The organism is Collinsella sp. TM09-10AT (assembly GCF_003436275.1).
Taxonomy (GTDB): Bacteria; Actinomycetota; Coriobacteriia; order Coriobacteriales; family Coriobacteriaceae; genus Collinsella.
This window is the reverse complement of record NZ_QSOP01000021.1, coordinates 16,043-42,309: the sequence shown is the minus strand read 5'-3', so window position 1 is coordinate 42,309 and position 26,267 is coordinate 16,043. Positions and strand designations below refer to the sequence as shown.

The window sequence follows — 26,267 nt, the reverse complement described above, 5'->3', positions numbered from 1 at the left end:
GGCCGTGTTCCGCTATGCGGTTGTCAATTTGCGAAAGAAATTATGCGTCACCTCCCAACGGGGCCGTAAGCGGAAACTGCATCCCATTCCGGACGTGAATTCTGGGATACGGCTTCCGGATGCAAAAAAGGCCACATAACGTGGCCTTCAACTTATATATGTTCGGCGATACACCCAAGACAAGCCACGCCCCAACATCAGGGCGTCTGTCCGGGCGGGGAACCTTATATGCCTCCGCCCGGACAGACGTTTCAGTTATGAGCGACCCGCTACTTAATCTTGGTCGTGCCCGGCGCCAGGTTGGGGTCGGTCTCGTTGGCCTCGGTCTGGAAGTGCTCCGTGTACACGTTCTTGCCGTCGCGGAACATCTCGTAGTACTGCATCTTGGCGTAATCCTCGCGTGCCTTGGTGGCGGCTGCGGCAACGGCGTCGTCACCGGTGACGTTGGAGGAGAGCGCCCAGCGCAGGCTGGCGTCCTCGTAGCCCACCGAGTTGATGGCGGGCAGCGACTCGCGCAGCGTCATGTGCGCCTTCTGGTAGTCGGTCAGCGGGGCGCCGATCAGCTGCATAAGCTGCGTGGACAGGTAGTTGGTGGACAGGTCGTCGACCTCGCTCGTCTGGTCGCAGCCGGCAACGTCGTAGTTGGCCCAGATGATGTAGTCGGTCTGCCACAGACGCTCCTGATGCGTGGCGTCGTCCTCGCCGGTAAACCACTTATCGTTGAACTTGGACGGGAAGAACGGCTGGTGGTCGCCCCAGAACACCACGACCACCTTACGGTCGAGCTTGCTCAAGGCGTTGAGGAAGTAACGCAGCGCTTGGTCGGACTGCTCGATGCACGAGACATACTCGTCAACATCGGAGAGCGTGCCGTCCTCGACGGTCTTAGCGTCCAGGTCGGTCGTGTCGATGTTCAGGTGCATCTGCTTGTCGACCGGCAGCAGACCCGTGTCGTAGCCCGAGTGGTTCTGCATGGTCACATCGAAGATAAACTGCGGATCGGCGTTCTGGTCGAGCAGCTCAAGAATCTTGTCGTAGGTTGCCTGGTCGGTCACCATGCCGCGCAGGGTATCGGCGCCTTGGAAATCGTTGATGGACAGGAACTGGTCAAAGCCAAAGTCCTTGTAGACGTTCTCGCGGTTCCAGTTGGTCGCGTGGTTGGGGTGCATGGCCGTGGTGGAATAGCCGAGCGATTTGAACTGCTCTGCCAGATTCCCGGTCGTTTCCATGTTGTAGATGGTGTAGGGGTACACGCCCGAGCCCAGGTTGGCCATGGAGTTGCCGGTCATAAACTCAAACTCGGTATTGGCCGTGCCGCCGCCGTAGGCGCTCACGTAGAGCTTTCCGCGGCTGAGGCAGTTGGACAGGTTCTTAAAGTACTGCGGACCTTCGTAGCCGGCGCGCATGTTCTGGTAGATCGACAAATCCGAGAACGTCTCGTTCATGATAGCGATGACCGTGGGCTTCTCGCTGTCGAACTGCTCCTTTGCGGCGGCGCGTTCGTCGCTCTTGGCCGCGTCGGATTTGTCGTAGGCTTTGGCGTACTTTTTGAGCGTGGCCTTGGCGTCATCGACAGAATAGTCGGCGGGTTTGGGCGGCTTGATGGACTGTGCCGCGCTAATAAAGGCAGGCAGATAGCCCTCGCGCCAGTAGCTCTCGAGCGGACGCCAGGTGTAGACGGTGATGCCGAGGGTGTTGTAGTAGTCGATGAGCGTGACATGCGCGGTCACGCCGCCCAGGCACAGCACCGCCACGAGCAGGTTGGTGAGCAACATGCGCTTGGCGTTGGCGGCGCCCTTCTGACGGTGCGGCGCGACCAGGCCGGCGTACTCGCACAGCAGCATGGCGATGGCGGTAAAGCCCATAGACAGCACGCAGAACAGCGAGATGGAGAAGGTGTAGCCGTTGCCGGCGACTGCGGCGGCGGTGGAGATGGCCGAAAGGTCGCCCGGCTGGATGGGCATGGATTTAAACGTGATGACAAAGAACTCGGCAATGCCCAGGACAAAGAGGGCAAAGGCCAGGACCGCGGAAGCTGCGCCGTGGCGCTGGAATAGGAAGAACAAGCCAGTCATGAGTGTGGCGATGATGGCCCACTCGAGCAGGATGCACAGGGGGTAGACCCAGGTAAAGTCGTGGTTGGACGAGACCTCCATGCCCAGCAGCGCAAAGACGCCGGCGAGCAGCAGGCACAGGACGGCGGCGACGAGCGGTTTGCCCACAAAGGCGCCGCGCAGGCGAGCGAGCTTGCCGGTGGGGGCGGGGGCGTCGGGCTCGGCGAACGCAAAGACGCGCGGGGCGATGCGGTCGCGGGCGATGCTGGCCCAAGCGCATCCGGTGAGGATGGCGTTGGTCAGGACGAGCATCACAAAGGCGAGCGGCTCGTTTTGGGCGACGAGGCCAATGGCACCCCAAATGGTCAAAAAGAGTTGGAACAGGCCGAAGGCGACGCTCCACCCAAGAGCGCTTTTGGCAACGGTGCCCGACTGAGCGCGAATGGCCTTGGCCTCGCGCAAGACAAGGTAGACGGTCGCCGCAAGACCGACGAGCGAGATGGCGGCAGCGAACATGCTGAGACTCCTCACAAACTAAAACCTACGAAAGTGGGGGTTTACCCGATTGTTGCCAAGATATGCGCTGCATTTGGTGACTGCGCACAACAACCAGCCATAATAACGCGCGTGCGTGGCGGTGTTGCGCAATGTAGCGGCGACCTGCGCGATAATGGACGGGAATTACACGGAAACGTAAAGGCTTCTTAAAGAAATGGCGAGGGTAGGGCGATGAGCGAGCAGGTTTGCAAGGCGGACATGGGCAGCGACGGAGCTGCGGTCGTGGATACATACGGCTATCCGGTCGAGACTACGGGCAACGCGGTACTGGACATCTTGGAGCATCGCTCGTCTACGCGTGCCTTCGCGCGTGATGACGATGACCGTCCCGTGGCGGTGACCGACGAACAGCGGGCGGCGATTCTGCATGCGGCGAGCCGCGCGCCGTCGGCAGGCGCCATGATGATGTATTCCATCGTGAGCATTCGTGAGCAGGCCACATTGGACCGCCTGGCCGACCTGTGCGATCATCAGCCCATGATCGCCAAGGCGCCCTGGGCACTCATATTTGTAGTCGACTATGCCAAGTGGATCGATCTGTTTGAGCACGTGGGTTGCTTTGAGCCCGAGTTTGTCGAGCGCACGGGCAAGTCGCCCCGTCGTGCGCCGGGCCTGGGCGACTTTGCCATCGCGGCACAGGATGCCATGATCGCCGCTCAAAACGCCGTGGTTGCCGCCGAGGCCCTGGGGCTGGGGAGCTGCTATATCGGCGATGTCGTCGAGAACGCCGAGGAAGTCGCCGCGCTGCTGGACTTGCCTCCCTATACCATGCCGCTGTCGATGCTCATCATCGGCACGCCCCGCAAGGAGCGCCCGGCGATCGCGCATCCCGTGGTGAACCTGGTGCATGAGGAGCGTTATTGTCGCGCCGACGCCGCGACCTTGGATGCGCAGGTGGCCGAGATGGACGCGATGTTTCGCCCGCACGCCCGCGAGGTGGGCGAGCGCGTCGTCGATATCTACACCCGTAAGCACACGAGTCCCTTTATGGCCGAGATGAGCCGCTCTATGGAGTGGTGGTTCAAAAACTGGCTCGGAAAATGACGAATGTGACAAAGGGGGCATCCCTTTGTCACATTCCATATCGCCGCGGTGGCCTAAAGGCCGCATAAATGTTTATCTAGCTGGGAAAACGGTGCCATTAAAATATGGGCTGATTACATATAATCCCGTCGAACGTTAAAGTTGGGAGGAAACCGGCTTATGAATCAAAAGGCCAAGGAGGCAGCTTCGCACGCTGCGATTCCTGTGAGTATCTCGGCGATGCTCGTCACGCTGGGCGTGGTGTATGGCGATATCGGCACCAGCCCCATGTATGTAACCAAGGCGCTCGTTGCCGGCAACGGCGGCATCGGAAGCGTCACGCAGGAGTTCGTGCTCGGCGCGCTCTCCCTTGTCGTGTGGACGGTCACGCTGCTGACGACCGTCAAGTACGTGCTGATCTCGCTGCGCGCCGACAACCACGGCGAGGGCGGCATCTTTGCCCTGTACAGCCTGGTCAAGCGCTGCGGCAAGTGGCTCATCATCCCCGCCATGCTGGGCGGCGCGGCGCTCCTCGCCGACGGCATCCTGACGCCTGCCGTTACCGTCACCACGGCCATCGAGGGCCTGCGCACCATCCCGGCGGTCCATGCCGTGCTCGGTGACGACCAGGGTCGTGTCGTCGCCATCACGCTTGCCATCATCATCGCGCTCTTCTTGGTGCAGCGCATCGGCACGGCCAAGATCGGTCACGCCTTCGGCCCCATCATGACGCTGTGGTTTTTGTTCCTGGGCGGCACGGGCCTGTTCTTTGTCTGCCAGTATCCCGCGGTGCTGCTGTGCCTCAACCCGTTGCGTGGCATCGCTTTTCTGCTGAGCCCCAACAACCATGCGGGCATCATGATTTTGGGCAGCTGCTTCCTCGCTACCACCGGTGCCGAGGCGCTCTATTCCGACATGGGCCATGTGGGCCGCGGCAACATCTATGCCACCTGGCCGTTCGTTAAGTGCTGCCTGCTGCTGTCCTACATGGGCCAGGGCGCGTGGCTTATCAACAACGCCGGCAATCCGGAGCTCATGGGTATCGCCGACCTCAACCCCTTCTACCAGATGCTCGCCCCGAGTCTGCGCCCCTTTGCCGTCGGCCTTTCCACCGTCGCGGCCATCATCGCCTCGCAGGCGCTCATCACCGGCGCATTCTCGCTGGTGTCCGAGGCCAGCCGCCTGGACCTCATGCCGCATATGCAGGTCTTCTATCCTGCCGAGACCAAGGGCCAGCTCTACATCCCCATGGTCAACAACGTCATGCTCGTGGGCTGCGTCGTCGTGGTGCTGCTGTTCCAGAACTCGGCGCACATGGAGGCCGCGTACGGCCTGGCCATTACCCTGACCATGATGTGCACGACAATGCTGCTCTTCTTCTATCTGCACGTGGAGCGCAATCTCAAGGTCGCGCCGTGGATCTTTGCCGCCTTCTTCCTTTTGCTCGAGGGCTTCTTCTTTGTGAGCTCGCTCACCAAGTTCTTCCACGGTGGCTACTTCACCATCCTCATGGCTGCACTCATCATGGGCATCATGGTGTGCTGGTACAACGGCACGGCGGTCGAGCAACGTCAGTTTACGCTGCTGCCGCTGCGCAGCTATTTGCCGCAGCTCAAACGCCTGCGCGACGACGATCGCTACGAGCTCATGAGCGACAACATCGTGTACCTGACCAAGGACACCAACACCGACTATATCGACCGCGATATCGTCTACTCGATTTTGGATAAGCACCCCAAGCGCGCTCGTGCCTGGTGGTTCGTGAATGTCGAGACCATGGACGAGCCGCATACCTTTGCCTACTCGGTCGAGACGTTCGGCACCGACTACGTATTCCGCGTGCATCTGTACCTGGGCTATAAGATCAACCAGCGCGTCAATGCTTACCTGCGCCAGGTTGTTCAGGACCTGGCTGCCAGCGGCGAGCTGCCGGCGCAGACGCATGACTACTCGGTCTACAAGGACCCGGGCAACATCGGTACGTTTAAGTTCGTCATGATCCGCAAGCTGCTGGCGCCCGAAAGCGACGTGGAGCCCAGCGAGCGTACGGCCATCACGCTCAAGTACATCATCCGCCGCGCCGCCGGCACGCCTGCGCGCTGGTACGGCCTGGAGAACTCCAACGTGAGCTTTGAGTACGTGCCGCTGTTCACCAAGTTTAAGGCCGTGAGCAAGATGCAGCGCCTGGCTCCCGACGAGCGTCCGTAGTCGACGTCTGCTGTTTGTCTAGCGACCGCAGGCTGCAAAGGCTATACACTTGAAACCACCACAAGGAGGCCACCACCGCAAAGGTGCCAGTCCCCTTTGTGGTGGTTTTTGTTTTTGAGAGAGGGGCGGGGCGCTGATGGACGTCCGTGCGGACGGCGATATTGCCGAGAACTTTTGGTGGCGGCGTACAACGCTGACGCGTCGCAGTCCTCTGTATGACGCCTGCGTATCGGCGGGGCTGCTAGCCGCGGCGACGATTGTGGGCGCGCTGCTCGACCATCCGGGGCTCGCGCCGAGCATCATGATCGTCTATGTGTTCGCCGTGCAGCTGTGCGCTTTCTTTACCTGGAGCCGCCTGTACTGCCTGCTGAGCTCGGCTGCCGCCGTGGCGCTCTACAACTTCTTGTTTGTCGACCCGCGCTACGCGCTGTCGTTTATCGACCGCGTCTATCCCGGCATGTTCTTTATCATGTTTGCGGTCTCGCTCGTATCGAGCTCGATCGCGCTGGCCCTGCGCCGCGCCTTGGCGCAGGCCGCCGCCAGCGACCGCCGCACGCAGATGGTGCTCGAGACCAACCGCATGCTGCAGCGCTGCGCCGATAAGCAGCAGATTGTCCATGCCATGGCAACGCAGCTGGCGCGTCTTTCGGGCTGTCCTGTCGTGTGGTACAGCGCCGACGCCGAGGGCGATGACCTGCTGCCGCGTGCGACATACACGGCCGTGGGCGATGCCGCGCCGGTGCACGAACTGGCGCCGCAGATGCCGCCGCGGCTCTCGGCGTCCGCCTATGTGGGAACGCCGCTCGATGCCACCTACGGCGGCTCGGCGTTCTACGGCATCTACCTGACCGTGCGCTCGGGCGACACCATGGTGCGCGCGGGCGATCCCGCCTCGGTGGTGGGCGTGCTGGCTATCGTTGCCGAGCCCGACGTGCTGACGCACGAGGAGCGGACACTTGCCGATGCCATAGTGAGCGAAGGCGAGCTGGCACTCGATCGCGCCCGCGCCATGGAGGCCCGCGAGGAGGCGGCGGTGCTTGCCAAAAATGAGCAGCTGCGCGCCAATCTGCTGCGCTCCATCTCGCACGATCTGCGCACGCCGCTTACCAGTATTTCGGGTAATGCCGACGTGTTGCTCGACCAGGGCTCGACCGGCACGGCCGTGCTCGACGACCAGACGCGCCGCGGCATGCTCCTATCCATTCGCTCGGATGCGCAATGGCTCAACGCTACCGTCGAGAATCTGCTCGCCATCACCAAGCTCGAGGGTGGCGGTATGCGCCTGTCGACCACGCTCGAGCTTATGGACGATATCGTCGAGGAGGCGCTGCGCCACGTGAACCCGGCCGTGCGCGAGCACGACCTCAAGGTGGTGGCGTGCGATGAGCCGGCGCTCGTCAACGTCGACGCGCGCCTGATGGTGCAGCTGGTGGTCAACCTGGTGAACAACGCCATCACCTATACGCCCTCGGATTCGCATATCGTGATCTCGATTGGCGTCGACGACGGATGCGTGGCGTGCTCGGTGGCCGATGACGGCCCGGGCATTGCGCCCGAGGACCGCGAGCGAATCTTTGAGTCGTTCTACACCGCCAACCATGGCCTGGCCGACAGCTGCCGCAGTGTGGGCTTGGGGCTTTCGCTCTGCCGCTCCATTGCGCTGGCACATGGCGGTAGCATAGGGGTTGCCGCGGCGGCCCCGCACGGCTCGGTCTTTACGATTGAGCTTCCCGCCGCCGACGTTTCGTTTGATAAGGAGTAGCGCTGTGCCGAACTCTGCCGTAAAACCGCTCATCTTGGTTGTTGAGGACGACCCCGCCGTCCGCAACCTTATCGTCGCCGCGCTCGAGGCGCACGGCTTGCGCCATATGGCCGTGGAGACCGCCCATGCCGCCATCGCCGCCGCCTCGTCGCAGGCGCCGAGCATTGTGCTGCTCGACCTGGGCCTGCCCGATATGGACGGCGTCAAGGTGGTGGAGTCGGTGCGCGCGTGGTCGGGCATGCCGATTATCGTGGTCTCGGCGCGCAGCGAGGATGCGGACAAGATCCGTGCGCTCGATGCCGGCGCCGACGACTATCTGACCAAGCCGTTTTCGGTCGAGGAGCTGCTCGCGCGCATCCGCACGACGCTCAGGCGCCTTTCGTATGCGCAGACGGGCGGCGTTGCCTCCGAGGGCTCGTTCGATACCGGTGAGCTGCATATCGATTTTGATGCCGGCATCGCCACGATGGATGGCGAGGAACTACATCTGACGCCGATCGAGTACAAGCTTTTGTGCCTGCTGGCGCACAACGCCGACAAGGTGCTGACGCACCAGTTTATCCTGCACGAGATTTGGGGCACGGCAACCAAGAGCGACCTGGCGAGCCTGCGTGTCTTTATGGGCACGTTGCGTAAGAAGATCGAGTCCGACCCCGCGCATCCGCGTTACATCCAAACCCATGTAGGCATTGGCTACCGCCTAGTCACCCAAGGCTAGATCGCCAACCACCATCCCAATATGAGTTGCGGTGAAATACGGTCTAAATTTGCCTAATTCCAGGCAAAACAGTCCGTATTCCACCGCAACTTTGTTATCTGCCCTTAGGCTTGCTGGCGTAGAACTTCTTCTTTTTGGGCTTGCCGGCGGGGGAGGGTTTGCCGGCAAAGTTGGACTTGCCGTTGCCGGCCTGCGCGTGCGCGGGTACTGCCGCACGGGGCTTGCGGGCCTCGGGGTTGCGCAGCTCCTCGGTTCGCTCGGCAATTTCCTCGGCGCTAAAGCCGACCTCGGCCATGGCGTCCTCGATGGGCAGGCGGCGCACGATATAGCAATGGTGCACCTTCTGGTTGCGTGCGAAGTCCTCGGGGATGGTCTGCGCCGTTATGTCCTGTAGCACCACGCCCGCGCGTGCGAGCTTGCGTGTCTCGGGGCGGAAGCCTCGCAGGTTGCAGCTAAAGATGGCATGGCCGCCCTGTGCGAGCAGGCGCGATACGCCGGCCAACAGCTCAACATGGTCGCGCTGGACATCCCAGGTGCGGCGGCCCATCTTGGACGAGTTCGAGAACGTGGGCGGGTCGACAAAAATCAGGTCCCAGCGGTTGCGCGTCTGGCGCTGGTCGCGAATCCAGGCGAGCACGTCGTCGCGCACAAAGTGATGCTGCGGACCCACAAAGCCGTTCTGGCGCATGTTGCGCTCGGCCCAGTCCAGATAGGTGTTGGAGAGGTCGACCGTCACGGTCTCCTCGACGCCGCCATCGGCCGCGTAGCAGGTGGCGGTGCCGGTGTAGGCAAACAGGTTGAGGAAGCGACGCGCCTGCTTGGCGTGCTCGCGCACCAGGTTGCGGGTGACGCGGTGGTCCAAGAAAATGCCCACGTCCAGGTAGTCGTCAAAGTTGACGGCAAAGGTAAGGCCGCCCTCTTCGATGAGCGGGAGGCGACGGCGTGCGATATTGGCGCGCTCGCCCGATCCGCCCTTGCCGGCGCCCTGCTTGCCGTACTGCGAGCCGCCACGCGAACGCATGCGGGCCTTGGCGTGCACATGCTCGGCGGGAACATCTAGGATACGCGGTGCGATGGCCAGAATGTCGAGCATACGGGCCTGGGCCAGTGCGGGGTCGATGGTCTTAGGCGCGGCGTATTCGGCGATGACGAGCCATCGGCCCGGCGTCTGCGGGCAACCCTCGTACAGGTCGATGGCGGCGGAGTAGTCGGGCAGGTCGGCATCGTAGACGCGGTAGCAGCTCACGCCCTCGCGCTTGGCCCACTTGCGACGCAGGCGAGCGTTCTTGCGCAGGCGGTTGGCGAACTGCTCGGACTCGGGGATGAGCACGGGCAGCGGCTTGCCGTCACCCAGGTCGAGCGTGGCGGCGGGTTCGGACATGGGGGTGTTGGCGGCTTCGTCTTCGGCATCTGCGGTCTTGTCCTCGGCATCCGTGCTGGTCGCAGCTTCAAATGCCGCGGCAGCGTGGTCAAGCGAGGGCCAAACCTCAATAGTCGCCTCTTCGTTGTTGGGCATGACGGCGATGGAGCGCGCGGGCTCGGCATGGAGCGCGCGGGCCATAAGGCCGTCGCGAGTGAGCGCGGCGACCGGTGCGGTAGCGAGCTCGGGCGCGCGGCGCAGCTCGCCGACCAGCGTCATGGCGTCGTGCATGAGCGAAAGCGGCGTCTCGGTGGTGTCTGCGACCACGGCAACGCCGGCGACAGCACCCGCATGGTCCAGCACGGTGGCGGGCTTAGCGGCGCAAAAATCGACAAAGCGCTTGTAGCCGGCGCACTTGACCATGCGCTCGGCGGTCTTGCGGGCGGCGGGGTCGATGTCCACGGCCACGATGCGCGCCTGGCGCTCGCGCGCCGCCGCCTCGCGCTCGCGCGCCTCGGCAAGCAGCTGCTCCCATAGGGCGGCATCGTGCAGCTGCCAGCCCTCAAAGCCCCAGCGCTCGCGTGCGGCGCCCGGGGCGCGGTCGGTCAGAATGTTCACGGCCTCCAGCAGCAGGCCGCCGCCGGCGCACGAGGCGTCGATCAGCGTGGGCAGGGCCTCGTTTTCGTAGTCGTCGGCCGTCAACTCGCGCTCGCACAATGCGGTCCAGCCAACTTGAGCCAGCACCAGAGCGGCGTAGTCGGGGCGCAGCACGCGAGTGCCCTCGCCGGCGCGAGTCGCTGCGGGCGGCAGGCGCTTGAACAGCGGATCGCCCGAAAGGTCCAGGCTTATGCTCGCGCGGCGCTGGCGCAGCGAGAGCAGCAGGTGGACATCGGGGTCGGCGGCATCGACATCGGCGCGACGGCCCGTGGCCTCGGCCAGGCGGTCGCACAGCGCGTCCTTGGCGCGCAGGGCCGAGAAGCGCGTGTTGCGCAGCTGCTCGGTCACGCCGCGGGCGGTGATGGCAATGGTGGCACCGGGGCGGACGATATTTTCCCAGGCAATGTCATAAACGCCGTCGTACAGCTCGTCGGCATCCTGCGCCTCAAAGCGCCCGAGCACCACAAACACGCGGCTGGCCAGGCGCGACCACAGGCACGCGCGAAGGCCTTGCTCAAGCTCGCCCTCAAACGTGGCGCGGCCCTTCAGCCGGCGAACATGCGAAAGCCCGAGGCGTTTAAGCTCATCGGCGAGTGCGGGCTCAAAGCCCTTGGGGCAGCTTGCATAAAATTCCATGGGTGACCTCTCTGGTTGCGTCGCTCCATTATATGATGGATGCTTCGTTTGCCATCGCCCTTGAAAGGAACCCATATGATTGATGCGTGCCCCGATTCCGCTGTGCTCTTTTTTGACGTGGACGGCACGCTGACGTATTTCGATCCCGACGATATGACCGATAAGGACTTTTCGGCGGTTCGTCCCTCGCAGACGGTGGTTGAGGCGTTCCGTGCACTGCGCGATGCGGGGCACAAGGCATTTATCTGCACGGGCCGCCCCCTGTGGCTTATCGCCGATAGCCTGCGCGCGCTCGACCCGGCGGGTATCGTTGCCATGGCGGGCGCCACACTCGAGGTCGAGGGCCGCGTGGTGCATGAGGAGTGCTTTGACGAGGGCATTGTCGAGGAGCTTGCGCGCCGCATTGCCGCGGCAGGGTTCGAGGCCTTTTTCGAGGCCAACGAGGCGACCTTTGCGCTGGAGCCTGCGGGCGTTGAGCAGTCGTCTTTGATCGGCACCGCTGTGGTGCACAGTGCCGAGGAAATGCGCATCGACGGTCATCTGCGCGTGGGCAAGGTGTGCCTTAACGCAGCCGACTTGGCTCGCGTGGCCAACGACGACGGCTTTATCGATCGCAACTTTGAGCTGTGCAATACCGGCGGTTCGAACCGCGAGCTGAGTCCCAAGGGTATTGACAAGGGCGTGGGCGTGGCGCGGGCGCTGGAGTATCTGGGTCGCGTGGGCAACGAGCGCACCTTTGGCTTTGGCGATTCGGGCAACGATCTGGGCATGCTTGCCGCCGTCGAGACGGCTGTGGCCATGGGCAATGCCATGCCCGAGGTCAAGGCGGTCGCCGACTACGTGACCGACGACGTCGCGAACGACGGCACCGTCACCGCGATGCAACATTTCGGCCTCATCTAATGAATCTCGCCTTCTGACGTTTGCTCAAACTGCGACTCTTTGCTTTTGCATGCTCAATCGATTTATCAATCCAAACACTGAGGTGTTTATGCCGTTCGCCGAGAAGATAGAAAACCGCAGTTCACGCCTTGATAAACGTAGGTAAAGTGTTTAGCAGTTTATCGGCCGTATGCTAACGAAAGGAATCAGGCAGATGGCAATCAAGGTGTTCGCTGACGGTGCAAACCTCGAGGGCATGCTCGACATGTACGAGAACGGCAACGTTCAGGGTTTCACGACCAACCCGTCCCTTATGAAGAAGGGCGGCGTGACGGATTACCGCGCGTTTGCCAAGGAGGTCCTGGCCCACATCACCGATGTGTCCGTGTCGTTTGAGGTCTTTGCCGACGACGTCGAGACCATGGAGGTCGAGGCCCGCGAGATCGCTACCTGGGCCGAGAACGTCTACGTCAAGATTCCGTGCGTGACCACCAAGGGTGAGTCCACGGCCGAGTTGGTGCGCAAGCTTTCCGCCGACGGCATTAAGGTCAACGTCACCACCATCTTTACGCCTGCGCAGGTCGACGAGATGGTCGACGCTGTCGACGCCGAGACGCCGTCCATCATCTCGCTCTTTGCCGGCCGTATCGCCGACACGGGTGTCGATCCCATTCCGTTTATGACGGAGTCGGTCAAGAAGGCCGCCGCCAAGCCCAACTGCGAGGTCCTGTGGGCGTCCACGCGCGAGCTTATCAACATTTACCAGGCGCAGGCCTGCGGCTGTCAGATCATCACGGTGCCCAACAGCATCCTGGCCAAGCGCAAGAACATCGGTCGCGACCCGTATGAGGTTTCGCTCGATACCGTGCGCGGCTTTGCCAAGGATATCGCCGCTTTGGGCTTCCATATCCTGCCGTAACGCGAACACTGGCTGCGCCGCGGGTTGTTCGCCCCGGCCTTTCCTTTCCCTATCGCTCACGCGCTTCGCGAGGGTCGCGCTAGGCAAAGGAAAGGCCGGGGCTGCCGACACGAACTTGCCGGTAGGTTGGTGATAGGCTTCCATATCCTGCCGTGGACAAAGGTACCCCCGCCTGCGCCGTGCAAAATTGAGAGTATTCAGCAAGGTAAAGGCTTTTACCAGCTGGGTGAAGCATGGAACAGCCCCCGTTTTGGCTCTGATGACGCTAAAACGGGGGCTGTTTCTTGCTTTTTCGTCTCTGAGGGGCGTTCGGAGCGGCGGAAATTGCAGAATACTCGCGATTTTGCACGTTGCTACAGGGGGTACCTTGCTTTGACGGTTTACTTCCCCTGCACCATGGTGAGGGAGATTTTCTTGCGGTCGCGATCGACCTTTTCGACCCACACCTTTACCGTGTCGCCGACGCGCACCACGTCGCTGGGGTGCTTGACGAAGCGGCTGGCCAGCTTGGAGATGTGCACGAGGCCGTCTTGGTGCACGCCCACGTCGACAAAGGCGCCAAAGTCGACGACGTTGCGCACCGTGCCCTTGAGTTCCATGCCGGGTTCCAGGTCATCGATGGAAAGCGCCGAGCGGCTAAAGACCACCTCGGGCGCGTCGTCGCGCGGGTCGCGCCCGGGCTTCTTGAGCTCGTTGACGATGTCGATGAGCGTTAAGGTGCCGCAGTCCAGGTCGCTTGCCAGTGCCGAGATGCTGCCCAGGCGGCGCTCGATGTCGGGCACGCCGCCACGGCTGAGCTCGCTTGCCGCTACGCCGGCGCGCTCCAGGACGGCCGTGGCCACCTCGTAGCTCTCGGGGTGGACGCTCGTCGCGTCGAGCGGGTTCTTGCCGCCGCTGATGCGCAAAAAGCCGGCTGCGTTGAGATATGCCTTGGGTCCCAGTTTGGGGACCTTCTTAAGCTGGCGGCGATCGGTAAAGGCGCCGTTTTCCTCGCGGTAGGCCACGATGTTTTTGGCTACGCTCGGCGTGATGCCCGATACATATCCCAGCAGGCTTGCGCTTGCGGTGTTCACGTCGACGCCCACACGGTTGACGACGTCCTCCACCACGTGGCCCAGGGTGCGCGAAAGCTCGGCCTGGTCGAGGTCGTGCTGGTACTGACCCACGCCGATGGACTGGGGCGGAATCTTGACGAGCTCTGCCAACGGGTCCTGCAGGCGGCGGCCCAGGCTCATGGCGCCACGCACGGTGACGTCCAGGTCGGGATACTCCTGGCTGGCGAGCTCGGAGGCGGAGTACACCGACGCGCCGGCCTCGTTGACGATGGTGTATCGCAGCCCAGGCGCCTGCTCGGCGATGAACTCCGAGACGACTTCCTCGGTCTCACGGCTGGCGGTGCCGTTGCCGATGACGATAGTGTTGACGCCGTCCTTCTTGACGAGGCGGGCGAGTTCGCGCTTGGTGCCGGCGACGTCGTGGCGCGGCTTGGTGGGATAGACCACGCCGTGGTCGAGCAGCTTGCCGGTCTCGTCCATGACGGCGATCTTGCAGCCGGTGCGATAGCCCGGATCGAGCGCGAGCACGCGGGCGCCGCGCACGGGGCGCGCCGAGAGCAGGCCCTCGAGATTCTTGGCAAAGACGTTGATGGCCTCGGTCTGGGCGCGAACGGTGAGTTTGGCGCGGGCCTCGCGCTCCAGCGAGGGGGCCATGAGGCGCTTGTAGCCGTCGGCGATGGCGGCATCGAAGATGGGAGCAAACACGCCCTGACGGCGGGGCCAACGGCTTCCGAGGCGTGCCGTGGCGGCGACGCCGTCGACGTTCACGCGCACGCGGAGCTTGCCCTCGCGCTCACCGCGATCGATAGCCAACACGCGGTGGTTGGGTATACGGCGCAGCGGCTCGTCATAGCTGTAGTACGGCTCGTAGGGGGTCTTCTCGGCGGGGTCGGTGGCTTCGACGACGATATCGGCGGTGTTTTGCGTAAAGGCGCGCAGGTCGGCGACGTTCTCGGGGTCCTCGGCTACCGTTTCGGCCACGATGTCAGCGGCGCCGGCGAGCGCCTTCTCGGGCGTGTCGAAGCCGGCCTCATCATTGACGTATGCCGCGGCGGCGTCGAGCGCGCTGCCCTTGGCCGAGGCTTGCATGATGATCATGTTGGCGAGCGGCTCCAAGCCTGCTTTGCGGGCCTTCTGCGCGCGGGTCATGCGCTTTTTGCGGTAGGGCTTGTAGAGGTCCTCGACACGCTGGAGCTGCGTGGCCTCGCGAATCTGCTGCTTGAGTTCGGGCGTGAGTTTGCCCTGGGCATCGATAAGCAGGATGACGTCCTCTTTACGCTGCTCAAGATTGCGCAGGTAGGACAGGCGCTCGTCGAGGGCGCGCAGGTCGACGTCGTCCATGCCGCCCGTGGCCTCCTTGCGGTAGCGCGAGATAAAAGGAATGGTGTTGCCCTCGTCGATGAGCTTGACGGCCGCTTCGATGTTGGCGGCCTTAAGGTTGAGCTCGCGGGCGAGCTGGGCGATAAGATCCATGGGACTCCTTGCGTTTAAGGTGCGTTTGCAGCACAGGGCTACCAAGGATACCACCCGTCTCAAAAGACTGTTTTGGAGCCGCGCCACGAAAACGACCTATCTACTACGTTTGAACCGTATGGGTCGACCATGCCTGGTTTTACCGAAAATCGGCAAGCCGTCTACCTGCGGTTTTTATTTCGCGATATTTGGCATGGTTGAGGGCGATCGGTTAAACGTAGTAGATAGGCGCATTTCGTGGCGAACGAACCAAGCCAAGGTACAAAATAGCCCCGTCCTAGAAAAATCATCGGCAAGGTAGCAAAATGCCCCGCGGGTAGGAGGCTGCTCGCGGGGCAAAGAAGAGGGGCTTATTTGCGGCGGTCCGAGGTGCTCGGCGTGGAGTTTTATCGTGGCCCACCCTAAGGCATTACAGCTCGACGAGCTGGCCGGTCTCGGCGGCCTCCTTGATGGCGTTGAGAAGTGTGAGCGTCTTGACGTTATCGGCGGGGGTCACGACGGGCTCAACCTCGCGGCGGACGACCTTCACAAAGTGCTTGAGCTGCATCTTGTGTGGTAGTGCCGGGTCCACGGCCGGAATCTCCATCTGCAGCGGCTTGTGCCAGTTGGAGGCGCCGTCGTAGGAGAACTGGTGCAGGCGGGGCAGCGACAGGGCGCCCAAGGTTCCGCCGATAAAGTAGGCGTCGGCGTCGAAGGGACGGTACTGCGGATCCTCGCGAGCGGTTGCCTCCCAGTTCCAAGGGCTGGCGGTGGCGTCGGAGATGGTCATGCTCGCAAGCGCGCCGTCGGCAAAACGGACGTTGACCACGGCAGAGTCCTCGGTCTCAAAACCGCGGGCGGCGCTGGATTGCAAGCCCTGGACGGCAACGGGCTCGCCCAGCAGGTAACGGAGCAGGTCGACGTCGTGAACCAGGTTGACCAGAATCGGGCCGGCACCCTTCTTGCGGCGCCACTCGACGTCAAAGTACTCGTCATTCTTATAGATCATGTAGTGGAAGCTCGACACGGTGAGCTTGCCCAGCTCGCCGGACTCGATGATTTCCTTGGCCTTGTTGACGAAGGGGTTGTGACGACGGTGCTGACCCACGAGCACGGGCACGCCGGCGGTCTTGGCCTCGGCGGCGAAGGCCTGGGCATCCTCGAGGTCGTTGGAGATCGGCTTTTCGACCAGCGGCACGATGTTGCGCTTCACGGCCTCGCGGGCAACGCCCAGATGCAGGTCGTTGGGCGTGGCGATGATGACGGCTTCGGGCTTGACCTCGTCCATCATCTGGGCGGGATCGGTGTAAAACGGCACGCCGGCGGCCTCGGCCGTGGCGCGGGCGCCCTCAAAGGCGTCGGCGATGGCGACGAGCTCGGCCTCGGGCTCCTCGGTGACAAAGCGGATGTGGTTGCGGCCCATGGCGCCGGCGCCGATAACGGCAATGCGGACGGGGTTGAGCTCAGACATTTCGACTCCTTAATACTGGTGACCGGTGAAATGCGACAAAGGGACAGTCCCTTTGTCGCATCGGTAAAACTAGGCGGACTTCTTCTTGCTGTCGGAGACCATCATGTAGACGGTGAGCACGACGGCGATGGCGGCGATCACAATGGCGCCGTAGAAGGACTGCTGGTAGGCGGCGCTGCCGGCCTCGGCGTGATACAGCACGGCGGTGATGGGCTGGCTGATCCAGGTGGAGGCGGCGTAACCCAAAAACATGATGCCGTAGTTGACGCCGATGTTGCTGGTACCGAAGGCGCCACCGGTGAGCGGCGGGTAGATGACGAGCAGGGCGCCAAAGCTAAAGCCGAGCAGGGCGAGCGCCACAAAGAACATGCTCTGCGTAAAGCTCATCGACATGATAACGAGCGCGACGATGGTGACGACAAGGCTGATGAGCAGCGACTTGTAGGCGCCGAGCTTGTCGATGATCTGGCCAAAGGACAGACGGCCAACCAGGTTGGCGCAGGTGTTGACGGAGACCACCACGCCGCCGAGGGCGACAGCTGCGGCGCACGTGGGGTCGGCGAAGAGCTGGACGGCGGCGATGGAGGCAACCTTGCCCACGAGCAGGGTGCCTGCAGTGGCAGCAAAGGCGAAGGTGACGATGAGGACCCAGAAGCGCGGGGTCTTGACCATCTCGCCCGGGGTGAGGTCGCCGAAGGTGCCGGCGTGCGCGCCACCCCTGGGGGCCTCGAAGCCCTCGGGCAGCCAGCCGGCCTCGGGGGCCTTCAGGAACAGGGCGGAGGCGGCGATTGTCACAAAGAAGATGACGCCGAGTGCCTTGAGGGCGCCAAAGATGCCCAGGCTCGGGATGAGCAGCGAGGCGAGCACCGGGGACAACACAGCGGGGCCGGCGGTCGAAGCGGCCAGGGTGATGCCGGAGGCGAGACCCTTCTTGTCGATAAACCACTTTTGGCCGGTGGTGAGTGCCGGGTTGTAGCCCAGACCGTTGCCGACGGCGGCGACGAGCGAGAACCACAGGTAGAACTGCCACGGCTCGGTGACGGTGCCGGACATGAACCAGCCCACGCCGTAGCACACGGCGGCGGCGATCACGACGTTGCGCGGGCCGATCTTGTCGGAGATACGGCCGGCGAAGATGCCCGTCACGGCCATGATGGTCTGAAAGACCGGGAAGGCCCAGGTAAGGGCACTGGACCACTCGGGGTAGGCGGCGAGCAGGTTCTTGCTCACGACGGAATACAGCGCGATGGAGCTGATGAAGAACATGGTGACGCACGCGGCGGAAAGCACGACGGCGCGACCCTTGTTGGAGTTGGTGGAAGCCATTGGACTCTTTCTAATCGATACGGGGGAGGAGCGGGCGTGTCCGCGGGGCCTCCCTGTCAGGTTGGTTTACTGGTCAGTCGGCTTGGCGACGCTGGACTCATCGGACCAGAGCTCGACACCCTTGTTCTTAAGGTAGTTGTCGGCATAGGCGCGACGGCCGCCGGGCTTGGCGGTGAGGTCGCCCATCATGTTGGAGAAGCCGCCGTCGACCTTGATGGCGTCGCCGGTGGTAAAGTCCGAGCGCGTGGACGCCAGGAACATGACGGCGTTGGCGATATCGCTAACCTCGCCGATGCGGCGCGTGGCGATGAGGCGGCTGCGGCTCTTTTCGACCTCGGGGTCGGCGTAGAAGTTGGCCGACATCGGGGTCTTAACGAAGCAGGGCTCGACGCAGTTGGAGCGCACGCCGTAGGGGCCCCATTCGGCGGCGAGCATCTTGGACATCATGTTGACGCCGGCCTTGGTGGAGCTGTACACGCCCGAGAACGTCTCGGGAGAGTGGCTGGCGACGGTCGAGATGTGCACCAGGCGACCCTGGCCGGCCTTGATCATTTCGCGACCAAAGCGCTGCGAGGTGATGAAGTAGCCGGTGAGGTTGACGTTGATGACCTCGTTCCAGTCGGAGAGCGGCAGGTCCTCCATGGCGGCGAAGCGCAGGATACCGGCGGTGTTGACGAGGACGTCGACACGGCCGAAGTCGGCGATGGTGGCATCGACGGCGGCCTGAACCTCGGCCTCGTCGGTGGCGTTCATCTTGTAGCCCTCGGCGTGGATTCCAAACTCGGCGGCGAGGTCGGCGGCTGCGGCCTTGACCTTTTCCTCGTCCAGGTCGAGCAGGACGACGTTGGCGCCGTTGCGGGCGAACTCGCGGCAAATCGCGACGCCCATACCGCCGAGTGCGCCGGTTACGGCGCAGACATCGCCCTCGAGCTTAAGCCAGTTGCTCATAGGAACTTCCCTTCTTGTGCCTCCCTGTGGGTCGTTCCCATTAATCGACCCACGTGGTTTTCGCAGGTTATCGTATGCTTTGCATTTGCGCAGGTGAATTGCATATTTGTTAGAATGGCGTTAACCGTAGGTTTACACTGTGCGATGCAGCTCATTCTCAATTGAGCGTGTGACCTGCGAAAACAACCCCCTGTGGCACCATGTGGTCACGGGCGCGAAAACGGGAGATTGACGTGTACGATCGACGACTTGAGGCCATATCGGCCGCCGCGGAGCTGGGGAGCTTCTCGCGTGCGGCGGCAAGATTGCGCGTGTCGACCCCGGCCCTCGTCAAGCAGGTGTCGGGCTTCGAGGCCGAGTTCGGCATCACGTTGTTCGAGCGCTCGCACTCGGGCGTCAAGGTGACGCCGGCCGGCGCACTGCTGGTGGACGACGCGCGCTCGATCATGCGGCAGTCCGAGGACGCGCTGCGCCGTGCCCGACGCGCGGCGGGCGATGGCGGTGCCGTGCGCCTGGGCGTATCGATGATGTGCCCAGGACGCCAGACGCTGTCGATGTGGACGGGCATCCACGATCTGGAACCGTCGTTGCGATTTGAGATCGTGCCGGTGAGCGACCTCTATGACGAGCGCGAATCCGTCATGCGCAGCTTGGGCCGCGAGGTCGATGTGGTGCAGTCGAGTTTTTCGACCCCGCGCTGGGGTGACGCCTGCCAAAAGCTCCACATCGTTAACGTACCGTTTTATATCGACCTGCCGCGCGCGAGCCCGCTGGCGCGCAAGAATCGCATTACGGTTGCCGACCTAGAGGGCATGCGCCTGCGCGTGCTCCGTCACGGCAACGATGCGATGGACAGCCTACGCATCGACCTTTTGGCCGACGGCGGCGTGGACGTGATCGATGTGGATAGCTTTGACTTTGCGCTCTTTAACGAGGCGGAGGAAAAGGGCGATGCGGTACTCACCTGTGGCGCATGGTCAGGGGTGCACCCGGCCTTTGTGGGCGTGCCGTTCCTGTGCGGGCGAGAGGTGCCGGTCTTTTTGCACTATCCGCTCGAGCCAACCCTCCAAGTCCAAAAATTCGTCAACGCCATGGCCCAACTTCTCAAATAGCTCATTTGGGACGGGGCTTTTTGACTCCTTACAAAATGAGGCCCTGGCCAAACGGCCAGGGCCTCACCACTTCTTTTCAGGCTGCGAGAAAAGACTGTGTGCGTAGGACCTCCCCGAGGGAGACGGGGTATTTCCTCCGCGCGCAGTTTCGCAGCGCAGCGAGAATGTTTGAGCACGGAGGAATTACCCCGCCGCCCCCGGGGCACCCTCCGTCAGTAACCGGTCCTACTCCAGCTCAAACGCTCCGGTATAGAGCTGATAGTAATATCCGCGCTTGGCGATCAGCTCGTCGTGGTTGCCGCGCTCGATGATGCGGCCGTGGTCCAGACAGATGATCGCGTCGGAGTTGCGCACGGTGGACAGGCGGTGTGCGATGACAAACGTCGTGCGGCCCTCCATGAGCTTGTCCATGCCCGCTTGCACGATGGCCTCGGTGCGGGTGTCGATGGAGCTCGTGGCCTCGTCCAGAATCATCGCCGGCGGATCGGCGACGGCGGCGCGCGCAATGCTGATCAGTTGGCGCTGGCCCTGCGACAGCTGGGCGCCGTTGCCGGTGAGCATCGTGTCGTAGCCGTCGGGCAGGCGGGTGATAAAGTCGTCCGCGCCCGCGAGCTTGGCCGCCGCGATGCACTCCTCGTCGGTCGCATCCAGGTCTCCGTAGCGGATGTTATCCATCACGGTGCCGGTGAACAGGTTCACGTCCTGCAGCACGACGCCCAGGCTTCGGCGCAGATCGGCCTTGCGAATCTTGTTGACGTTGATGCCGTCGTAGCGGATCTTGCCGTCGGCGATGTCGTAGAAGCGGTTGATGAGGTTGGTGATGGTCGTCTTGCCGGCACCGGTGGCGCCGACAAACGCAACCTTCTGGCCCGGCTTGGCAAACACAGACACGCCGTGCAGCACCTCGTGGTCGGGCGTGTAGCCAAAGTCGACGTTGTCCATGACCAGGTCGCCGCGCAGCGGTACGTACTCGATCTCGCCGGTTGCGCGGTGCGGATGTTTCCATGCCCACATGCCGGTGTGGTGGTCGGCCTCCTCGAGCTGCCAGGTATCGGGGTTGACCTGCGCGTTGACGAGCGTCACATAGCCTTCGTCGGCTTCGGACTTCTCGTCGATGAGCTCAAAGATACGGTCGGCGCCGGCGAGGCCCATGACCACGGCGTTGATCTGCTGCGAGATTTGGCCGATCTGTCCGCAGAACTGCTTGGTCATGTTGAGGAACGGCACCACGACGGCGATGGACAGCGCCATGCCCGAGATGCTCAGGTTGGGCACGCCCAGCGCCAGGAAAATGCCGCCTGCCAGTGCGACCAGCACGTAGAGCAGGTTGCCCAGGTTCATAAGGATGGGCATGAGGATGTTGGCGTACATGTTGGCCTTTTGCGAGACCTCGAAGAGCTTCTCGTTGCGCTCGTCAAAATCGGCCTCGGCGGCAGACTCGTGGCAGAACGCCTTGACGACCTTCTGGCCGTTCATGACCTCCTCGATATGGCCCTCGACCACGCCGAGCTCGGTCTGCTGCGCAATGAAGAAACGCGCGGAATTGGAGCCGAGCAGCTTGGTCATAAAGGTCATAAAGGCGACGCCGGCGATGATGACCAGGCACATCCACACGCTGTAGTACAGCATGATAAAGAACACCGTGACAATGATGATGATCGTCATGAGCAGGTTGGGCAGCGACTGGCTGATCATCTGACGCAGCGTGTCGATGTCGTTGGTGTAGTGGCTCATGATATCGCCGCGCTGGTGCGTGTCGAAGTAGCGGATCGGCAGGTCTTGCATGCGGTTGAACATCATCTCGCGCAGCTTCTCCAGCGAGCCCTGCGTGACGATGGCCATGGCGCGGTTCCAGAAGAGCGAGGACAGGACGCCGACGCCGTAGATGCAGGCGAGGGTGGTCACGAGCTGCAGAATCTTGGGCTGTGCGGCTTCCCAATCGCCCGACTGCCACGATTCGCTAATAATCTGCAGGGCGCTCTGCAGGAAGGTCGCGCCGATGGAGTTGATGATGGCGCAGAGCACCACGCCGGCGACGACAAGGGGCAAAAGCACGGGATAGAAGTCAAAGAGCGTCTTGATGAGGCGCGACATGGTGCCGCCCTTACGGTTGAGCGCGCGCTCGGCGGTCGTTGCCTTACTCATGTGCCTCGCCTCCTTCCTGGGTCTGAGCTTGCGTTGCGGATGCCTCGGTGTCGGCCTCGACGGCCCCTTCGCCCTCGGCAGACATCTTGTTTTGCGAGGTAAAGGTCTCTCGGTAGATCTCGCTCGTCTTGAGCAGCTCTTCGTGGTTGCCGATCTGTGCGATGCGGCCGCCCTCCATGACAATGATGCGGTCTGCGTCCTGCACGGAGCTGATGCGCTGGGCGATGATGAGCTTGGTCGTGTTGGGCAGATAGCTTGCCAGGCCTGCGCGAATCTTGGCGTCAGTCTTGGTGTCGACGGCGCTGGTGGAGTCGTCCAGGATCAAGATCTTGGGGCGACGCAACAGGGCGCGTGCAATGCACAGGCGCTGCTTCTGACCGCCCGAAACATTAGAGCCGCCCTGTTCGATCCAGGTGTCGTAGCCCTTGGGGAAACCGTCGACAAACTCGTCGGCGCAGGCCAGATGCGCTGCCTCGCGGATTTCCTCGTCGGTGGCGTTCGGGTCGCCCCAACGCAGGTTCTCGGCGATGGTGCCGCTAAACAGCACGTTTTTCTGCAGCACCATGGCGACCTGGTGACGCAGCGCGTCCAGGTCGTAGTCGCGCACGTCCACGCCGCCCACGCGCACAGCGCCTTCGGTGGTGTCGTACAGGCGGGCGATGAGGTTAACGAGCGTGGACTTGGCCGAGCCGGTGCCGCCGATGATGCCGATGGTCTCGCCGCTCGTAATGTGCAGGTCGATATCGTCGAGCGCCTGGCGCTTCGCATGCTTGGAATACTTAAAGCTCACGTGGTCAAAGTCGATGGAACCGTCGGCAACCTCGAGCACGGGCTCGGCGGGATCGGCGATCGTGGGCTCGGCGGCCAGCACCTCGGCAATGCGGCGTGCCGATTCGTCGGCCATGGTCACCATGACAAAGATCATCGACAGCTGCATCAGGCTCATGAGAATCTGGAAACCATAGGTAAAGGTCGAGGAGAGCTGGCCCACGTCGAACAGCGTGCCCTGGCTCGTGATGATGAGCTTGGAGCCCAGGTAGATGATGACGACGAACGCGCCGTTGACGCAGATGTTCATCATGGGGTTGTTAAAGGCGAGCAGCTTCTCGGCGCGGGTGAAGTCCATCTGGACGTCGCGTGCGGCGGTCGCGAACTTCTCCTTCTCAAAGTCTTCGCGCACATAGCTCTTGACCACGCGCATGCCGGTGACGTTTTCCTCGACGGACTCGTTAAGGGCGTCGTACTTGTGGAACACGCGCGAGAAGATGGGGCGCACCTTAAAGATGATAAAGAACAGCCCAAAGCCCAGCAGCGGAATGATGACCAGGTAGACCATGGCAACGCTGCCGCCCATGATAAATGCCATGGTAAAGGCGAAGATCAATACCAGCGGCGCGCGCACGGCAATACGGATGATCATCATAAAGGCCTGCTGCACGTTGTTGATATCGGTGGTCAGGCGCGTGACGAGTGAGGAGCTCGAGAACTCATCGATGTTGGCAAAGCTGAACGTCTGGATCTTGTAGAACAGGTCGTGACGCAGGTTCTTGGCGAATCCGCAGCTCGCATGGCTGCAGGTGACACCAGCCGCGGCGCCAAAAGCAAGCGACGTCAGCGCGATGAGCACCAAAAAGCCTGCGGTGGGAAGCATCTCGGCTACGGTGGCGCCGTCTTTGATGGTGTCGATCAGGTTGGCGGTGATAAATGGAATCAGCATCTCGCAGAGCACCTCGCCAAGCACGAGCAACGGCGTGGCAACGGTGACTTTCATATAGTCGCGGATGCTTCCCATGAGGGTTTTAATCATCCAGTTCCTCCCAGGTTACGCGGATTTTATCGAGCATTTCGGCGAGGTCCTCGCGCTCGTCGTGGGTGAGCGCGCTAAAGGCCCGTTCTCTAAAGCGGATGCGGGCTGCCTGGTCGATGCGGGCGTTTTCCCGGCCGGTTTCGGTCAGGCGAATGGTGAGTTGCCGTCGGTCCTTGGGATTACGGCTGCGCTCGATGAGGCCGTTGAGCTCGAGCTTGGACAGGATCTCGGAAAGCGATCCCGGCTTGAGGTCAAAGTGCATGCCGAGCTCCTGCTGCGACATCTCGCCGCCGGGTTGCTTGGCCAGCAGGCAGATGATGGGCGCCTTGCCGGACACGCCTCCGCCATGAAAATGCATGTAATGGCCGCAAAAGCCCAGATTATTGAGGATGCGCTTGGCAAGCTTGTCTTCGGCGCTGACCGCTTCGGGTACATCCGCAGGCTGTGACGGGTCGCCGCCGGGTTCGTGCGGATAGACGAGTGGTTCAACACACATGTCGCTGCATTGCTCCTTTCTTTAGTTAGGTAGAGGGATTGTTTTGTACCTAAGTGATTCTAGAGGTACCTAACTGATTGTCAAGGTACCGAATTGATTTTGATTGGTGCAAGGGTGGCAGGCTACTTTGCACCATGTGCAAAGCCTTCTAAGGCCAAGTTTCTGCAATAAGAAGCATCAGAAAAATTCTAAGAACAAAATAGCGCCCAAACTTGGTCTTACATCCGAAGGCAAGACCTGGATTGCACTGCGCTACACTTGGTTGCACTGTGGTGCCGTCGCGCCATGCCCGACCCAAGGGGGGACACTCATGAAGAACACTCAGCTGCTGCTGATTAACGATATGTGCGGCTACGGCAAGGTCGCGCTTTCTGCCATGCTGCCGGTGCTGTCGCACATGGGCTACCGTATCCATAACCTGCCGACAGCGCTCGTTTCCGACACGCTCAACTACCCCAAGTTCTACATCCACGACACCACCGAGTACGTGCGTCAAAGCCTCGCTATCTGGGAGGAGCTCGGCTTTGAGTTTGACGCCATCTCGACCGGCTTTATCGTGACCGAGGAAGAGACGCGTATCATCTCGGACTTTTGCCACCGCCGTGCGCAAAAGGGCACCAAGGTGTTCGTCGACCCCATCATGGGCGACAACGGCAAGCTCTATGCCGGTGTGCCCGAGTCCACGATTGGCCTTATGCGGCACCTGCTGGAGTGCGCAGACTACGCGGTGCCCAACTACACCGAGGCCTGTCTGCTCACCGATACGCCTATTGCAGAACAGATCACGCCCGATGAGGCCCGCGCCCTTGTGGACGCCGTGCGCGAGCTGGGTGCCAAGTCGGTGGTCATTACGAGCGCCGTGGTCAATGGCACGAACGCGGTTATCGGTTACGACCATGTGGCGGGGGAGTACTTCACGATCCCCTTCGAGCTGATCCCGGTGTACTTCCCGGGTACGGGCGATACGTTCTCGGCCGTGCTTATGGGTCGCGTGATGAGCGGTTGGACGCTTCAGCGCGCCACGGCCGATGCCATGCGCGTGGTGGCCGAGCTTATCGAGCGCAATGCTGCGCAGGAGGATAAGTCTGCCGGCCTGCCCATCGAGGCCTGCCTGGATGTGATTGACCATGAGTAATGCTGGCGAGGGCGGCGTCAAGCCTGCGGGCGAGAACAAGCCGCTCGGCGCGCCGCGTGGCAAGCGTCCGCGTATCCGCGTGAGCTGCGTGGACCAGCTGGGTGCGTGTCGCTGCCACCATGGTCACAAGCCGGGCGACGTCTTTGACTTCGACCGAGACCGCGGCAAGATGTGCGCCATGGCCTGCCATGTGGGCTTTCCCTATATTGATATCCTGCGCTATGGCGGAACCGTGCCTGGCAACGAGCCTGGTACGGCAAAGTTCTGCTGTCCCGAGGTCGACACCCTCAACGTCTGGCTTGCCGAGATCGTCGACGAGTAGCCGAGCGAGGATTTTCTCCCACTTTGGGCGCAATTTCGCGCTCAAAATGGGAGAAAATCCTCGCTCGATTTGCAGCGACGGGAATCCTGATCCCGCTCATGCGCTCTCGTCTATATTCTGTATGCGAGTAAGGTCAAATTTCTGCATTTCATCCGATTTCAGTACTAAAAATTTCTGCATTTCATTGATAATAGTCGATATAAATTTCTGCATTTCATTTA

At 62.1% G+C, this 26,267-nt stretch carries 18 protein-coding genes; 9 read left to right on the top strand and 9 right to left on the bottom strand.

From position 1 onward, the window contains the following. Positions 1-269: 269 nt before the first annotated feature. Positions 270-2,570: an LTA synthase family protein gene (locus tag DXD77_RS08555; protein ID WP_117648430.1), complete on the bottom strand. Its 2,301-nt coding sequence runs from the start codon at positions 2,568-2,570 to the stop codon at positions 270-272. A 213-nt stretch (positions 2,571-2,783) separates the two neighbouring features. Between DXD77_RS08555 and DXD77_RS08550 the strand changes: the two genes are divergently transcribed. The 4 genes from DXD77_RS08550 to DXD77_RS08535 all read left to right on the top strand — a co-directional run bounded on the left by DXD77_RS08550 (position 2,784) and on the right by DXD77_RS08535 (position 8,323). Further along, positions 2,784-3,656 (top strand): nitroreductase family protein, encoded by an 873-nt coding sequence (locus tag DXD77_RS08550; protein WP_117629824.1) that lies wholly within the window; start codon positions 2,784-2,786, stop codon positions 3,654-3,656. A gap of 159 nt (positions 3,657-3,815) precedes the next feature. Beyond that, on the top strand, positions 3,816-5,843 hold the full coding sequence (locus DXD77_RS08545; protein ID WP_117648429.1) for a KUP/HAK/KT family potassium transporter: 2,028 nt from the start codon (positions 3,816-3,818) through the stop codon (positions 5,841-5,843). Positions 5,844-5,979: 136 nt separating this feature from the next. Further along, complete coding sequence (locus DXD77_RS08540; RefSeq protein ID WP_117648428.1) at positions 5,980-7,605, top strand: ATP-binding protein; 1,626 nt, start codon at positions 5,980-5,982, stop codon at positions 7,603-7,605. Between the two features lie 4 nt (positions 7,606-7,609). Continuing rightward, positions 7,610-8,323 (top strand): response regulator, encoded by a 714-nt coding sequence (locus DXD77_RS08535; protein WP_117648427.1) that lies wholly within the window; start codon positions 7,610-7,612, stop codon positions 8,321-8,323. Positions 8,324-8,417: 94 nt separating this feature from the next. Here DXD77_RS08535 and rlmKL read toward each other — a convergent pair whose 3' ends face one another. Further along, on the bottom strand, positions 8,418-10,976 hold the full coding sequence (rlmKL, locus tag DXD77_RS08530; RefSeq protein WP_117648426.1) for a bifunctional 23S rRNA (guanine(2069)-N(7))-methyltransferase RlmK/23S rRNA (guanine(2445)-N(2))-methyltransferase RlmL: 2,559 nt from the start codon (positions 10,974-10,976) through the stop codon (positions 8,418-8,420). Between the two features lie 75 nt (positions 10,977-11,051). Between rlmKL and DXD77_RS08525 the strand changes: the two genes are divergently transcribed. Continuing rightward, positions 11,052-11,879, top strand: a complete 828-nt coding sequence (locus DXD77_RS08525; protein WP_158549123.1) for an HAD-IIB family hydrolase — start codon at positions 11,052-11,054, stop codon at positions 11,877-11,879. A 193-nt stretch (positions 11,880-12,072) separates the two neighbouring features. Next, complete coding sequence (locus DXD77_RS08520; RefSeq protein WP_233506782.1) at positions 12,073-12,777, top strand: transaldolase; 705 nt, start codon at positions 12,073-12,075, stop codon at positions 12,775-12,777. Positions 12,778-13,157: 380 nt separating this feature from the next. Here the strand turns inward: DXD77_RS08520 and DXD77_RS08515 are convergent, their stop codons facing one another. From DXD77_RS08515 to DXD77_RS08500, 4 genes are all read right to left on the bottom strand, one after another. Then, positions 13,158-15,305: a Tex family protein gene (locus DXD77_RS08515; RefSeq protein ID WP_117648423.1), complete on the bottom strand. Its 2,148-nt coding sequence runs from the start codon at positions 15,303-15,305 to the stop codon at positions 13,158-13,160. A gap of 409 nt (positions 15,306-15,714) precedes the next feature. Then, positions 15,715-16,755: a Gfo/Idh/MocA family protein gene (locus DXD77_RS08510; protein ID WP_117648422.1), complete on the bottom strand. Its 1,041-nt coding sequence runs from the start codon at positions 16,753-16,755 to the stop codon at positions 15,715-15,717. 69 nt (positions 16,756-16,824) lie between these two features. Then, entirely contained in the window at positions 16,825-18,081 is a 1,257-nt protein-coding gene (locus DXD77_RS08505; protein WP_117648421.1) for an MFS transporter, read from the bottom strand. Between the two features lie 66 nt (positions 18,082-18,147). After that, entirely contained in the window at positions 18,148-19,029 is an 882-nt protein-coding gene (locus tag DXD77_RS08500; RefSeq protein WP_117648420.1) for an SDR family NAD(P)-dependent oxidoreductase, read from the bottom strand. Between the two features lie 233 nt (positions 19,030-19,262). Here DXD77_RS08500 and DXD77_RS08495 point away from each other — a divergent pair, with 233 nt between their 5' ends. Continuing rightward, a complete protein-coding gene (locus DXD77_RS08495; protein ID WP_233506781.1) occupies positions 19,263-20,141 on the top strand; it encodes a LysR family transcriptional regulator in 879 nt (292 codons plus the stop codon). Positions 20,142-20,366: 225 nt separating this feature from the next. Here DXD77_RS08495 and DXD77_RS08490 read toward each other — a convergent pair whose 3' ends face one another. Genes DXD77_RS08490 through DXD77_RS08480 form a run of 3 tightly spaced genes read right to left on the bottom strand, consistent with a single transcriptional unit; the run spans position 20,367 to position 24,589 of the window. Further along, on the bottom strand, positions 20,367-22,286 hold the full coding sequence (locus DXD77_RS08490) for an ABC transporter ATP-binding protein (RefSeq protein WP_117648418.1): 1,920 nt from the start codon (positions 22,284-22,286) through the stop codon (positions 20,367-20,369). Continuing rightward, a complete protein-coding gene (locus DXD77_RS08485) occupies positions 22,279-24,093 on the bottom strand; it encodes an ABC transporter ATP-binding protein (protein ID WP_117648417.1) in 1,815 nt (604 codons plus the stop codon). Before DXD77_RS08485 ends, DXD77_RS08490 begins: the two co-directional genes overlap by 8 nt. After that, entirely contained in the window at positions 24,086-24,589 is a 504-nt protein-coding gene (locus DXD77_RS08480; RefSeq protein ID WP_117564360.1) for a MarR family winged helix-turn-helix transcriptional regulator, read from the bottom strand. Before DXD77_RS08480 ends, DXD77_RS08485 begins: the two co-directional genes overlap by 8 nt. A gap of 310 nt (positions 24,590-24,899) precedes the next feature. On the opposite strand from DXD77_RS08480, the gene DXD77_RS08475 reads away from it, so the two are divergent. Both DXD77_RS08475 and DXD77_RS08470 read left to right on the top strand, forming a co-directional pair. Further along, on the top strand, positions 24,900-25,724 hold the full coding sequence (locus DXD77_RS08475) for a PfkB family carbohydrate kinase (RefSeq protein WP_117564361.1): 825 nt from the start codon (positions 24,900-24,902) through the stop codon (positions 25,722-25,724). After that, complete coding sequence (locus DXD77_RS08470; protein WP_192934641.1) at positions 25,717-26,046, top strand: TIGR04076 family protein; 330 nt, start codon at positions 25,717-25,719, stop codon at positions 26,044-26,046. The genes DXD77_RS08475 and DXD77_RS08470 overlap by 8 nt, the downstream gene beginning before the upstream one ends. Positions 26,047-26,267: the final 221 nt, after the last annotated feature.